This is a genomic window from Promicromonospora iranensis, assembly GCF_028994805.1.
Taxonomy (GTDB): Bacteria; Actinomycetota; Actinomycetes; order Actinomycetales; family Cellulomonadaceae; genus Promicromonospora; species Promicromonospora iranensis.
In genome coordinates, this window is sequence record NZ_JAJQQP010000010.1 from 69,108 (window position 1) to 81,863 (window position 12,756).

Sequence of the window (12,756 nt, forward strand, 5' to 3'; positions counted from 1 at the left end):
ACTCGGTGCCGCGCCCCTCGCCGTCACCGTCGCCGGCGCCTGGGCGGGCTGAGGCGGCCTACGGGCTGAGCCTGTCGACGAACCGCCTGCTCACGGCCGAGATCTGGGTTCGCGCCTCGTCATGCGAGATCGTCGGGGTCCCGTCGCCCGGCTGCGGACCGTAGTCGGCGAAGAAGGCGTGCGCGGCGCCGTCGACCACCGTGAAGCTGCTGTCGTCCGGCAGGTTCGCGCGCGAGGCCTCGATGTCGTCCGGCGTCGACAGCCCGTCCCGGGAGGCCGAGATCGACTCCACCTCGGCGGTGAGCGACCCGCTCACATCCCCAGCCGGGTAGGAGGCGTACAGGAGCAGCCCGACGACAGGCGCTGCACCAGCCTCAGGTCCGTCCGGGTCGCCGTCGTCCGCCGCCGTCGACGCGACGACGCCACCGAGCGAGTGCCCGCCCACCACCCACCGCTCGGCGTCGGGGAGCTGTGCCCGGGCGCCGTCGAACGCCCCGGTGGCGAGGAAGGCGATCCCCAGCGGCTGCTTGGCGATCACCACCGGGTGTCCCGCCTCGGCCAGCGGCCGCAGGACCGCGGCATAGGCCCGGGCATCGACCTTGGCCCCGGGCTGGAAGAAGACGGCGGTCCCGTCCACGTTCCTGTCCGTGTTCTCGGCGGGAGCGAGCTCGACGCGCGTCGCGGACTCGGTGACGGTGACCTCCGCGTCCGAGACCATCGCGGCCAGCGCCGGCTCGACGGCCACGTACGGCCGGCACCAGGCCATGGCCGCGATCCAGCCGATCCCCGCGACGACCAGGACGACGTCGAGCACCCCGCGCCAGCCGCGGTGGGCGGGGCGGGGTCGGACGCTGCGCCACAGCACGAGGGCGCAGCCCAGCACCGTCAGCCCCAGCAGCACCGCGTACGCGGGATGCCCGTGGGCCACGGCTTCCCCGGCGGTCAGGCAGGCCCACGCGACGACGGCGACCCCACCGGCCGCGACGACCCGGACGGTCCACGTGAGCCACGCCGGCCTCTGGGCCTCGACGGTCATCCCTCTCCTTCGCTCCGGCGGACGGCAGCGCGTGGCGCCGCCGGCGTCAGCCTGACACACCGGTCGGCCCGGGCGATGGTGGCCGGCCGGTGCGCGATCAGCAGGACGGCGCAGTCACGGTCGCCGTCCAGCAGGTCCAGGATCGCGGTGTCCGCCTCGTGGTCCAGGGACGCCGTCGCCTCGTCGAGCACGAGGACCCGCGGCGCGCGCAGGAGCGCCCGCGCGATCGCGACCCGGGCCCGCTGCCCGCCGGACAGGCCGGCGCCGTGCTCTCCGACCGGCGTGTCCAGCCCGAGCGGCAGGCCGACGTCGGGACGGTCGAGTCCCCCGGCCCGCGCGGCGCGCAGCACCTCGTGTGCCGGAGCGTCCGGCCGGCCGAGCACGATGTTGCTCCGGATGGTCCCGTGCAGCAGCGGGGAGGACTGCGGGACGACGGCGACGAGCTCGCGCAGCCGGTCGTCCGGCAGCGCGCGCAGGTCCACGCCGTCGAGGCGGATGCTGCCGGCGTCCGGGTCCCAGAGCCGGAGCGCGAGCCGGGCGGCGGTCGTCTTCCCGGCGCCCGACGGGCCGGTGAGGGCGACGATCTCGCCCGGACGCACCCGCAGGTCGAACCCCGCGAGCACCGGCCGGGCCCCGTCGTAGGCGAAGCCCACGCCGTCGAAGACGAGCCCCGACTCGCCGGAGTGCGTGGCGGCCGGAGCCGCGGCAGCGGGATCGATCGCCGGCGGCTCGTCCAGCGCGCCGAGGATCCGGGCGGCGGACTCGCGCAGGGTCCCGGCGTTGCGCAGCAGCTCGGCGATCTGCGCGGCCGGACCGAGGCCGGCCACCGCGACGGTGATCGCGAGCGGGATCGCCGCGGCCTCGACGGCGGCGGAGCTCTGCAGGGCGACCGCTATCGCCCCGACGGCGGCGAGGGCGAACATGGCGTCGGCGATGCCGCGCTCGACGCCGAGCCGACCCGCCTCACGCTGCTGGACGACGGCGGGGGCGCGGGTGTCATCGGTGATCCGCCCGAACTGGGCGTCCAGCGCGTCCGCACCGGTCAGCTCGCGCATGCCGCGGATCGTGTCGAGCAGCTCCGAGCGCACCTGCGCCGCCCCGGCCGAGAGCGCCTCGGCGTTGCGCCGGGCGCCCCGCGCGGTGACCAGGGGCACGACCACGCCGACCACGAGCAGCGGCACCCAGACCAGCAGGAGCACCGGGGTGATCGAGAGCGAGACGACCGTGCTGACCGCCAGGACCAGCGCCGCGCTGAGCGTCTGGGCGACGGTGTGCGCGTACAGCCACTCGAGCGTCTCGATGTCGCCCATGACGGTGGTGACCAGCTCGCCGGTGCGGCGGTGCTGCCGCCGCGACGGCAGCGCCCGCCGCAGGGCCGCGAAGACCCGGCCGCGCAGGATCCCGATGAGCCCGTAGGCGAGGCCGTGCGAGACCCAGGACTCCCGCCAGGCCGCCCCCGCCGCCAGCACCGCGACGGCGCCGAGGGCGGCCGAGACCGCCGGGAGCGAGACCGGGTTGCCTGCCGCGACCTGACCGACCACCAGCGCCAGGCCGAGGGCGATGGTCAGCACGGCGACCTGGGTGACGATGCTCCACACCACCGTCTCGACGAACAGCCGCCGGCGGACGGCGATGACCGGCAGGAGCCGGAGCACCGGCGTCATCGTGCGGCTCCGGTCGGCTGGGCGAGCGCCGTGGGCGGGCCCGCACCGGTCGCGGCGACCCGACCGCTCTCGATGCGGACCCAGCGGGTGCACCGTTCCGCCGCGGTGAGCCGGTGCGCGATCACGATCGTCGTGCGCCCGGCGGCATGACCGAAGATGCCCGCGATGACGCGGCGTTCGGTGTCGGCGTCGAGGGCCGAGGTGACCTCGTCCAGCACGAGCACCGGGGCCTCGGCGAGCAGGGCACGGGCGATCGCGATCCGCTGCCGCTGGCCGCCCGAGAGCTGCTCCCCGTCCTCGGCGAGCACCGTGTCGTAGCCGCTGGGCAGGGCACTGACCAGGTCGTGGGCGTCAGCGGCGGCCGCGGCGGCCTCGACCTCCGCGTCGGTGGCCCCTGGCCGGTAGAGCCGCAGGTTCTCGCGGACGCTCCACGCGAACAGCACGGGGTCCTGCGGCACCACGACGACGCTCCGGCGCAGCGCGCTCAGGGCATAGCCGCGCAGGTCCGTCCCGTCGATGTGCACGGAACCGTCGTCGGGGTCGGCGCCGCGCTCGAGCAGCCGGGCGAGCGTGCTCTTGCCCGCGCCCGACGGCCCGAGGACCGCCACGGTCTCCCCCGGCTCGATCCGGAGGTCGATCCCGCGCACGCCGGTGTCGGCGCCGGGGTACCGGTAGCCGACGTCGCGGAGCTCGACCGACGCCCCGCCACGGGCGGGAGCGGTCCGCGAGCCCTCTCCGGTCACGGCCGGTTCCGCGGACAGCAGCCCGTCGAGCCCGTCGACGGCGGTCAGCCCCAGGTAGCCGGCGTGCCAGTGCTGCCCGAGCTCCGCCACGGGGCGGAAGCACTCGCGGGCGAGCATGAGCACCAGCACCGCCGTCGTCGCCGTCGTGCTGCCGGTGACGACCGCGGCGAGGGAGACGAGCACCGCGGCGACCACGCCGACGTGGACGGCGAGGGCGCTGAAGGCGCTCTCGACCAGCGACACGCGCAGCTGGGACATGGTCCGCTCGCGCAGGTCCTCGGCGCGGGCGTCGAGCTCGGCCCCGACCCGCTCCGCGGCACCGAAGCCGCGCAGCAGCGGGACCGACCGCAGCGCCTCGACGTAGTCGCCGGACAGCCGGGTGAAGGCCGCCCACCGGCCACGGCCGTTGCGCAGCAGGCGGGCGTCCCACAGCCGCGGTGCCAGCACCGCGACGGCCGCCGTGACCGCGAGGACGGCGCCCGCCGCCGGGGCGAGCACCGCCACGATCACGGCGACCGCCGCCGGGACGAGGAGCACGACGACGAGCTGCGGCAGGTAGCGGGTGTAGTAGGCGTCCAGCCCGTCGACGCCGTCGATCACCGTCGCGGCGGTCCGCCCCGCGCGGCGCTCGGCCTCGGGAACGGCCGCGACCTTGTCCAGCAGACGGCTCCGCAGCCGGATGCGCACCGACACGCCGATCCGGGTGGTCAGCGACTCACGCACCCAGATCACCGCCGCACGGACCAGCGCGACCACGGCGAGCGCCGTCAGCGGCACGCTGACGTCCCCGTCGCCGCGGACGAGCGCCGCGACGACGAGGCCGACGAGGAGCGCGAAGGCCACGTGCAGCGCGGACATGACCAGTCCGACGGCGGCCAGGGCGAGGATCGCGCCCCGCACCGTCCCGGCGAGCTGCAGGAGCCTGCGGTGGATCACCGCTCAGAGCTCCTGGGGGTAGAGCGCCTCTGCGATCTGCCGGACGGCCGCGACGTTGCCGAGCGTGCCGGGGAACACGTCGGCGGCGGAGATGGCGATCAGCCGGTCCTCGCGGACGGCGGGCATGTCGGGGAACGTGCTGGTCAGGTACTCGCGGGCCGCCGCCTCGTGCTCGGCGTCGGACACGGAGAAGACCAGCGCGTCGGGTGCCTCGGCCGCCAGGGACTCGGGCGTGATCTCCGCGGCGAAGAAGTCGGCGAAGGCGGGCTGCTCGGGCGTGTAGACGTTGTCCGACCCGGCCAGGCGCAGGATGTCGTACTCGACGCCCGCGCCGATCGCGGAGAGCGAGGTCCCGTCGACGTACACCTGCGCGACTCGCAGCGCTTCGACGTCGGCCACGGCGGCGGCGATCTCGTCGAGCTCGGCCCGGCTCTCGGCGATCAGGTCTGCGGCGGTGTCCTCGACGCCGAAGATCGCGCCGAGGTCCTCCAGGTCGGTGAAGAGGTCGGTGACCTCGCCCGACATCCGGCGGTCCGCGCACCCGCCGGTGGCGACGTAGACGGCGGCGCCGGAGTCCTGGAGCTGCTCGATGCTCGCGAAGCCCTGCTCGGCGGTGAACTCGTAGGTGGTCGGTGAGTAGACGAAGTCGGGCTGCACCGCCAGGAGGTCCTCCCGGCTGGGCGGCGTGTCGCCGCCGATCACCGGGACGTCCGCCGCGAGGGAGGCGACGTCGTCGGGCAGCTCCTGCGTGGTCGCCTGGGCCTGGCCCGCCAGGCGGTCGGCCAGGCCCAGGCGCAGCAGCAGCTCCGTCTGGGAGGGGTGCATGCCCACCACGGCTTCCGGCACGCCGTCGACCACGACGTCCTGGCCGCAGTTGTCGACGGTGACCGGTTCCGCGCCGCCGGCCTGTCCCGACGCGGGCGTGACCCCGGTCCCGCAGGCGGACAGGAGCAGGGTGGCCGCGGCCAGGGTGGCGACGGCTCCGGTGGTGGCCGTGCGGTGGGGGTGTCGGGTCATGACGAGATCTCGCTTTCGGTGGGAACGGGTGCGGGGACCGGTGCGGCCCCGTCCGGGAAGATGTCGGCGTCCGCGCGGCGGAAGGCCAGGACGCGGTCGTGCCGGTCCTCGAGAACCCGCGCCTCCACGCCGAAGACCGCGCGGATCAGCTCCGGGGTGAAGGTCGCGGCCGGTGGCCCGTCGGCGACGACGGTCCCGGCGTCGAGCACCACCACGCGGTCGCAGTACCGGGCCGCCAGGTTCAGGTCGTGCAGCGCGGCGATCACCGTCCGGCCGAGGCCGCGGACCGTGCTCATCAGCTCGAGCTGGTGCTTGATGTCGAGGTGGTTGCTCGGCTCGTCGAGCACGAGGACCGGGCTCTGCTGGGTCAGTGCGCGCGCGAGCATGACGCGCTGCCGCTGGCCGCCGGAGAGCGTGCCCACCATGCGCGCGGCGAGGTCGTCGATGCCGGTGCGGCGCATGGCGTCGTCGGCGATCCGCAGGTCCTCGACGGTGTCCCTCCCGAAGGAGGCGTGGTGCGGCGCCCGGCCCAGCAGCACCACCTCGTGCACGCTGAGGTCGAAGTCGGTGTGCGGGTCCTGGAGCATGACCGCCACCTGCCGGGCGTGCTGCCGTCCGGAGAGCGTCCGCACGTCGGCGCCGTCGACCCGCACGGTGCCCCGGCTCGGCCGGACGGCGCGGTACAGCGTCCGGAGCAGCGAGGACTTGCCGCTGCCGTTGGGGCCGACCAGGCCCACCACGGTCCCCGGCTCGACGGTCAGCGAGGCGCGGTGCACGACCTCGGTCCCGCCGAGGACCACCGAGACGTCGTCGAACTCGACCCTCATCGTCCGAACCCCGCCCGGTCGGCGCCACCACGGCGCATCAGCCAGAGAAAGAACGGCGCCCCGACGAACGCGGTGAGGATGCCGAGCGGGATCTCGGTCGGCATCGCCACGGTGCGGGCCAGGAGGTCCGCCATCATCAGGAACACCGCTCCCGCCAGAACAGTGACCGGCAGCATCCGCCGGTGGTCGGCGCCCACGACGATGCGGGCGACGTGCGGGATCACGAGGCCGACGAAGCCGATGCCGCCGGCGACCGAGACGACGGTCCCCGTCAGCAGCGACGCCACGACGAGGAGCAGCCCGCGCAGCCGGGTGGCGTCCACGCCCAGCGACGTCGCCGACTCGTCGCCGGTCATCAGCGCGTTGAGCGAGCGCGACGTCCCGGCCGCGACCAGGCAGGCCACCACGAGGGCGATCGCCGGCCCGACCAGACTCTGCATGGTCGCGGCCGAGACGCTGCCCAGCAGGAAGAACATGATGCTGACGACGTTCTGCGCGTCCGTGGAGATCGTCAGGTAGCTCGTCACCGCGCTGAACAGCGTGCCGAGGGCCACGCCGGCGAGGATCATGCGGGTCGGCGAGAGCTCGCCGTCCTTGCGGGCCAGGGCCGCCACGCACGCGCACGCCACCAGCGCGCCGACGAACGCGGCGACGTTGAGCGAGAGACCGCCCAGCACTCCGGTGCCGAAGACGATGACCAGCACAGCACCCACGCTCGCGCCGGACGACACCCCGAGGATGTAGGGCTCGGCCAGCGGGTTGCGCACCGTCACCTGCATCAGCGCCCCCGCGAGCGCCAGGCCGGCGCCGGCCAGCCCTGCGAGGAGCGTCCTCGGCAGGCGGAACTGCCACACCGCCTGGTCCTGCAGCGGGGTGAGGGTCCCGTCGGACATCCACGGCATCCCCGGGACCAGGTGTCCCAGGGTGATCTGCGCCGCCTGGGTGAGGCTCACCTCGACCGAGCCGACCGCGCCGGAGACGACCACGAGGGTCGCCAGCGCGACCGCCAGGACCGCGCAGGACCAGGCGGTTCGCCGGAGCAGGCGGCGTCGGATCACGAAGGAGGAGCCGGGAGGGCTGCCCGGGGTCGGCGCCACAGAGGCGAGCACGCGTGCGGTCACGCCGCGACAGTAGTGATAACCATTATCAATTTCAACTCTCCCGGCAAACCGGCCTCGACCTGCACAAGGACGGGCAGGGACGAACGCCTCTGCTGCGGGCGGGACCAAGGTCCCGGAACGAGGGGGCCGGTGACCCTGCCCCGGGACCTGTCCCGCGGGGGACTGTGGTGACAGGCGCCGGAAGGGTTCCGGCACATCCCGCAGGAGGACACCATGAGCACCGTCAGCCACCGCCTCACATCCTGGACGCACCGCGCCGACACCCGTGAGCGCACCGCGACCGACACCGCCGCCACGGCCGTCACCAGCGCGTCCGTCGCCCGGTACACGTTCGCCGGGGTCCGGCTGCTGCTGGCGTTCGAGTTCCTCTGGGCGTTCGGTGACAAGCTCCTCGGCTGGGGCCGCGCCACGCCCGCCGAGGGCGCCTGGATCAACGGCGGCTCCCCCACCGAGGGCTTCCTGAGCCACGTCGAGGGACCCTTCGCCGGGTTCTTCGGCGCCCTGGCCGGCAACGCGGTCGTCGACTGGCTGTTCATGCTCGGCCTGCTCGGCATCGGCCTCGCCCTCGCCCTGGGCATCGGGATGCGCCTCGCGGCCGGCGCCGGCGCGGCGCTCATGCTCATGATGTGGCTGGCCGTCCTGCCCCTGGCGAACAACCCGTTCGTCGACTACCACCTCGTCGACGCGGTCCTGCTCGTCGCCCTGGCAGCGTTCCTGGCCGGCGACACCCTCGGCCTCGGCAAGCAGTGGGCCCGACTGCCGCTGGTCCAGCGGTTCCCCATCCTGCGATGACGGACCTCTCCAGCACCCCCGTAGCGGTGCCCGTCCCGGTCACGACCGGGACGGGCACCGTTACGGTAGGGCACATGGACGTACGCGTGTTCCTCGTCGACGACCACGAGGTCGTACGCCGCGGCGTCGCCGACCTGCTCGAGTCCGAACCCGGCGTCACGGTCGTGGGCGAGGCCGGCACCGCCCGCGAAGCGCTGGACCGGATCCCCGCCCTGAACCCCGACGTCGTCGTCCTGGACGTGCGGCTGCCCGACGGCGACGGGGTCACCGTCTGCCGCGAGCTGCGTTCCCGCATGCCGGACCTCGCCTGCCTCATGCTCACGTCGTTCTCCGACGACGAGGCCCTCTACGACGCGATCCTCGCCGGCGCCGCCGGTTACGTCCTCAAGCAGGTCCGCGGCACCGACCTCGTCCAGGCCGTGCTGACCGTCGCGGCCGGCGGGTCGATCCTCGACCCCCGCGCCGCCGCACGGGTCATGGAGCGCATGCGCTCCGACGCGCACCACGAGCCCGACCCGCTGGCCGCCCTGACCGAGCAGGAGCGCCGCATCCTCGGCCTCATCGGCCACGGGCTGACGAACCGGCAGATCGGCGCCGAGCTGTTCCTCGCCGAGAAGACCGTCAAGAACTACGTCTCCAGCATCTTCGCCAAGCTCGGCCTCGAACGACGCGCCCAGGCCGCCGTCCTCGCCGACCGCCTCGAACAGCACGAACGCCGGCGTCCCTGAGCCCTGGCCGCCGCCCGGCCCCGGGGTTCAGGACGGCAGGGCGTCGTCCGCGGGGAGGGGCACGCGCCACACCAGGCGGGTGCCGACCCGTTCGGCGTCCGGGTCCAGCGGTTCGACGGCGAGGGAGCCGCCCAGCTCCTCTGCCCGCTGGGCAAGGTTGCGCAGGCCGCTGCGCGGGACACCCGCCGGGACGCCGACGCCGTCGTCGCTCACCCGGAGCTCCACGTCGCCGTCCACCCGGAGCGTGACCGCGACCCGCGACGCCGACGCGTGCCGGGTCACGTTGGACAACGCCTCACGCAGCACCGCGACGACGTGCTCCGCCACCTCGGGCGGCACCAGCGCGTCGACCGCCCCCTCGAACCGCAGCCGCGGCGAGTAGCCGAGCGGCGTGACCGCGGCGTCGACCTCGGTGATCACCCGCGAGCGCAGGCCGATCCGGCGGGCGCCCGCGCCGCCGGGCCGGTCGTTCGACTGGAGGCGGTAGATCGTGGTGCGGACCAGGGAGATGGTCTCGTCCACCTCGTCGACCGCCTTGTTGAGCTTGTCCGCGATCTCCGGGGCCGCGTTCCGGGCCACGCTCTGGAGCGACAGCCCGGTCGCGTAGAGCCGCTGGATGGCCAGGTCGTGCAGGTCCCGGGCGATGCGTTCGCGGTCGCGCAGCAGCACCACGCGTTCGGCGTCGGCCCGCCCCTCGGCCAGCTCCAGCGCGACGGCCGCCTGCGCGGCGAAGGCCCCCAGCGCCTCCACCACCACGGACGAGAACGGCGGGCGCCCCCGGACGCGCGCGGCGGCCAGGACGCCCCGGGCCCCGCCCGACTCACCGAGCGGCCAGACGGCGAGCGGGCCGAGGCGACCGGGCAGCTCCAGCGACAGGCTGGCGTGCTCGTCCTCCGTCGCGTCGTCGGTGACCATCGGCACGCCGGTCCGGAACGTGAGCGCGGTGAACGTGCCCTCGGCGGCGAGCACCGCGCCGATCTGCGCTTCCGCGCCCAGTCCGCACGCCGACTGCAGCACCAGACGTCCGGTGGTCGGGTCCGGGACGGCGATGGCCGTGACGTCGGCGTCGGCCACCTCGCGTGCCTCGCTGCCGACGAGGGTCAGCACGTCGCCCGGCGACGTCCCGGTGAGGACCTCGCGGGAGATGCGGTCGTTGGCGCGCGCCCAGCGCTCGCGCATGCGTGCGACGTCGTACAGGCGGGCGTTCTCCACCGCCACGCTCGCCGCGGCGGCGAGCGCCTCGAGGACCCGCTGGTCCTCGGCGGTGAAGTCGCTGCCGCCCCGCTTGTCCGTGAGGTAGAGGTTGCCGAACGGCGCGCCGTGCACGCGCAGCGGCATCCCGACGAAGGTGTGCATCGGCGGGTGGTGCGCAGGGAAGCCGACGGAGGTGGGGTGGTCGGCGATGTCGTGCAGGCGCAGCGGCACGGGATGCCGGATCAGCTCGCCCAGCACGCCGTGCCCCGTGGGGTACGGGCCGATCGCGGTGATCTGGTCGTCGGACAGGCCGACCGTGAGGAACCGGGCGATCCTTCCGTCGGCGCCCAGCACGCCGAGCGCGCCGTACCGGGCGTCGACGAGCTCGATCGCCGTCTCGACGATGCGGTGCAGCACCGTCTCCAGGTCCAGCCCGCGGCTGACCGTGATGACGGCGTCGAGCAGCAGGTCAGTGCGGTCGTGCGGTGCGCTCTCGGAGTCCATCGACACCTCCAGCGGCCACGGTAGCGCGGATCGGTAGCGCGGATCGGTAGCGCGGCACGGAGGGACCTTGGTCCCGCCGAAGCGGGCCACCGGTCTCTGCCGGGCGGGGCCTGTCCCCTGGTGTCCTGGAGGGGACAGAGGAGGGCACCATGAGCATCACCTGGTACCGGGGAATCGTCGTCGGCGTCGACGGATCGGACGAGAGCCTGGCCGCGCTGGACTGGGCGGCCCGCGCCGCCGACCTGCACGACGCCTGCCTGACGGCCATCACGACCTACATCACGCCCATGACGCCCGACCCAGGGATCGGGAACCCGGTCGCGCAGGTCAGAGACGACGCCGAGCGCGCCGCCCAGGCCGCACGTGCCCGGATCGGGTCGCGCCGCCCGGGGAACCGCGACGTCGAGGTGCTGGTCCTGCCCGGCAGTGCCCACCATGTGCTGAGCCAACGGTCGACGACGTGCGACCTGGTCGTGGTGGGCCGGCGCGGTCTCGGACGGCTCGATCGCCTGCTGCTCGGCTCCACGTCGGCCGCCCTGGCCGCGTCGGCGCCCGGCGCCACCGTCGTGGTGCCGGCCGGTGCGACGACCGGCGACCCGCGCCGCGTCCGGGTGGGCGTGGACCGGAACGACGAGCCGGACGTGCTCGGCGCAGCCTTCGCCGAGGCGTCCGCGCGCGGCTGCCCGCTCGAGGTGGTGCACGTGTCGCGCACCGACCCCGCTGCCTCGATGCTCTTCGAGATCGAGCCCTTCGCCCAGGCGTGGCAGGAGGCGACGAATGCCGGGCTGGCCGACCGGGTCGCCCGGTGGTCGGAGAAGTACCCGCGCGTGACCTGCACGGTGACGATCCGCCGTGGCGACCGGGTCCCCGCCCTGCTCGACGATCTGACGCCCGACGACCTCCTGGTGGTCGGCGGACGGCGGCACCAGCCGGCCCTCGGCCGCATGCTGGGCAGCGTGCCGGACGCCGTGCTGCGCACTGCGCCGTGCCCGGTCCTGGTGGTGCACGTGCGTCGGCCGGCGCCGGAGGTCGGCAGCACGAGCGGTTGCTAGCCGCCGCGTCACTGCGGAAGGCTCTCGTCCTGCCCCGAGTCCGCGAGCGTCGCGCCGCCCACGCCCCAGTTCTCCCGCGGGATCTCCTGGATGACTACCCGGATCGTGTCGAGATCGTGGCGCGGGACGTGCCGCACGGGGTCCGCGCCCGCGACCATGCGGCAGGGCTCACGTCGTCCTTGGCGGACCTCTCCGCCTACCTCGAGCCGTAGGCCACTGCTCCGAGCCGAGCCCAGACCGGGCTGGAGTCAGCCTTGCTTATGCAGGTGATTACCTGCATATTGGATCCATGACCGCACAGCAGGACGTCCTCGATCCGGTGTTCAAGGCCTTGGCCGACCCCACCCGACGCCTGCTCCTCGACCGGCTCCGCCAGCAGAACGGGCAGACGCTCACCGAGCTCTGCGGCAGCCTCGAGATGGCGCGCCAGTCGGCGACGCAGCACCTCGACCTCCTGGCGCAGGCCGGCCTTGTCGTCGTCGTACGCCGTGGGCGGGAACGCCTGCACTACCTCAATCCCGCTCCGATCCACGAGATCGGAGAGCGCTGGATCGCGGCGTACGACGCGCCACGACTGGCAGCACTGAGCGCCGTCCGAGACCGAGCAGAGGAATACGCCATGACCGAGACCACCTCGACCGTCCCGACGTACGTGTACGTCACCTACATCCGGGCGAGCGCCCAGCAGGTGTGGCAGTCGCTCACCGACTCCGACGTGACCGCGCGGTACTGGCACCACGCCAACGTGTCCGACTGGCAGGTCGGCTCGCCGTGGGAGCACCGCCGGGTCGACGGCTCCGACACGGTCGACGTCGTGGGCACCGTGCTCGAGGCGGAGGCGCCGCACCGGCTCGCCGTCACCTTCGAGGCCTCCCCCGGCACCGAGCGGACCGACGGCCCCTCGGTGGTCACCTTCGTGATCGAACCGCACGCCGACGTCGTCCGGCTGACCGTCACCCACGAGAACCTGCCGGACGCCGAAATGCTGCGCCGCATGTCGAGCGGCTGGCCGGCAGTGCTCGCCAATCTCAAGACGCTGCTGGAGACCGGCGAGGTCATGCCGTCGGCGCTCTGGGACGCCCCCGCGAGCAAGACGCCGTGAGCCGCTGTCCCGTCGGGGCCGGCCACCACCACCGAACACC

General features: G+C 74.2%; 12 protein-coding genes. 4 read left to right on the forward strand and 8 right to left on the reverse strand.

The genetic code is table 11. From position 1 onward, the window contains the following. Positions 1-58: 58 nt before the first annotated feature. The 6 genes from LUM46_RS17530 to LUM46_RS17555 are packed head-to-tail and all read right to left on the reverse strand — an operon-like array spanning position 59 to position 7,344. Complete coding sequence (locus LUM46_RS17530; RefSeq protein ID WP_274995550.1) at positions 59-1,036, reverse strand: alpha/beta hydrolase; 978 nt, start codon at positions 1,034-1,036, stop codon at positions 59-61. Then, positions 1,033-2,700 carry an ABC transporter ATP-binding protein gene (locus LUM46_RS17535; RefSeq protein WP_274995551.1) on the reverse strand — a complete coding sequence of 556 codons (1,668 nt, stop codon included), beginning with the start codon at positions 2,698-2,700 and terminating at the stop codon, positions 1,033-1,035. The genes LUM46_RS17530 and LUM46_RS17535 overlap by 4 nt, the downstream gene beginning before the upstream one ends. After that, positions 2,697-4,379: an ABC transporter ATP-binding protein/permease gene (locus LUM46_RS17540; protein ID WP_274995553.1), complete on the reverse strand. Its 1,683-nt coding sequence runs from the start codon at positions 4,377-4,379 to the stop codon at positions 2,697-2,699. Before LUM46_RS17540 ends, LUM46_RS17535 begins: the two co-directional genes overlap by 4 nt. A gap of 3 nt (positions 4,380-4,382) precedes the next feature. Next, complete coding sequence (locus tag LUM46_RS17545) at positions 4,383-5,396, reverse strand: ABC transporter substrate-binding protein (RefSeq protein WP_274995554.1); 1,014 nt, start codon at positions 5,394-5,396, stop codon at positions 4,383-4,385. Next, complete coding sequence (locus tag LUM46_RS17550; protein ID WP_274995555.1) at positions 5,393-6,223, reverse strand: ABC transporter ATP-binding protein; 831 nt, start codon at positions 6,221-6,223, stop codon at positions 5,393-5,395. Before LUM46_RS17550 ends, LUM46_RS17545 begins: the two co-directional genes overlap by 4 nt. Next, positions 6,220-7,344 carry a FecCD family ABC transporter permease gene (locus LUM46_RS17555; RefSeq protein ID WP_274995556.1) on the reverse strand — a complete coding sequence of 375 codons (1,125 nt, stop codon included), beginning with the start codon at positions 7,342-7,344 and terminating at the stop codon, positions 6,220-6,222. The genes LUM46_RS17550 and LUM46_RS17555 overlap by 4 nt, the downstream gene beginning before the upstream one ends. A 213-nt stretch (positions 7,345-7,557) precedes the next feature. Here LUM46_RS17555 and LUM46_RS17560 point away from each other — a divergent pair, with 213 nt between their 5' ends. Together LUM46_RS17560 and LUM46_RS17565 are read left to right on the forward strand one after the other, a co-directional pair. Next, entirely contained in the window at positions 7,558-8,136 is a 579-nt protein-coding gene (locus LUM46_RS17560; protein WP_274995558.1) for a hypothetical protein, read from the forward strand. Positions 8,137-8,210: 74 nt separating this feature from the next. Then, positions 8,211-8,864 carry a response regulator transcription factor gene (locus LUM46_RS17565; RefSeq protein ID WP_274995560.1) on the forward strand — a complete coding sequence of 218 codons (654 nt, stop codon included), beginning with the start codon at positions 8,211-8,213 and terminating at the stop codon, positions 8,862-8,864. Positions 8,865-8,891: 27 nt separating this feature from the next. On the opposite strand, the gene LUM46_RS17570 is transcribed toward LUM46_RS17565, so the two are convergent. Next, positions 8,892-10,562, reverse strand: coding sequence for a sensor histidine kinase (locus tag LUM46_RS17570; protein ID WP_274995561.1), 1,671 nt, complete (start codon positions 10,560-10,562; stop codon positions 8,892-8,894). Positions 10,563-10,711: 149 nt separating this feature from the next. Here LUM46_RS17570 and LUM46_RS17575 point away from each other — a divergent pair, with 149 nt between their 5' ends. Then, complete coding sequence (locus tag LUM46_RS17575) at positions 10,712-11,614, forward strand: universal stress protein (protein WP_274995562.1); 903 nt, start codon at positions 10,712-10,714, stop codon at positions 11,612-11,614. Positions 11,615-11,622: 8 nt separating this feature from the next. Here the strand turns inward: LUM46_RS17575 and LUM46_RS17580 are convergent, their stop codons facing one another. Further along, entirely contained in the window at positions 11,623-11,772 is a 150-nt protein-coding gene (locus tag LUM46_RS17580; protein WP_274995563.1) for a tautomerase family protein, read from the reverse strand. Positions 11,773-11,903: 131 nt separating this feature from the next. Here LUM46_RS17580 and LUM46_RS17585 point away from each other — a divergent pair, with 131 nt between their 5' ends. Beyond that, positions 11,904-12,716: an ArsR/SmtB family transcription factor gene (locus tag LUM46_RS17585; protein ID WP_274995565.1), complete on the forward strand. Its 813-nt coding sequence runs from the start codon at positions 11,904-11,906 to the stop codon at positions 12,714-12,716. The last annotated feature ends 40 nt before the right edge of the window (positions 12,717-12,756 follow it).

Coding starts and splice junctions, on each gene's coding strand:
- LUM46_RS17535 (WP_274995551.1), bottom strand. CDS start 2,700: ATGACGCCGGTGCTCCGGCTCCTGCCGGTCATCGCCGTCCGCCGGCGG.
- LUM46_RS17550 (WP_274995555.1), bottom strand. CDS start 6,223: ATGAGGGTCGAGTTCGACGACGTCTCGGTGGTCCTCGGCGGGACCGAG.
- LUM46_RS17560 (WP_274995558.1), top strand. CDS start 7,558: ATGAGCACCGTCAGCCACCGCCTCACATCCTGGACGCACCGCGCCGAC.
- LUM46_RS17565 (WP_274995560.1), top strand. CDS start 8,211: ATGGACGTACGCGTGTTCCTCGTCGACGACCACGAGGTCGTACGCCGC.
- LUM46_RS17585 (WP_274995565.1), top strand. CDS start 11,904: ATGACCGCACAGCAGGACGTCCTCGATCCGGTGTTCAAGGCCTTGGCC.
- LUM46_RS17580 (WP_274995563.1), bottom strand. CDS start 11,772: ATGGTCGCGGGCGCGGACCCCGTGCGGCACGTCCCGCGCCACGATCTC.
- LUM46_RS17575 (WP_274995562.1), top strand. CDS start 10,712: ATGAGCATCACCTGGTACCGGGGAATCGTCGTCGGCGTCGACGGATCG.
- LUM46_RS17530 (WP_274995550.1), bottom strand. CDS start 1,036: ATGACCGTCGAGGCCCAGAGGCCGGCGTGGCTCACGTGGACCGTCCGG.
- LUM46_RS17570 (WP_274995561.1), bottom strand. CDS start 10,562: ATGGACTCCGAGAGCGCACCGCACGACCGCACTGACCTGCTGCTCGAC.
- LUM46_RS17545 (WP_274995554.1), bottom strand. CDS start 5,396: ATGACCCGACACCCCCACCGCACGGCCACCACCGGAGCCGTCGCCACC.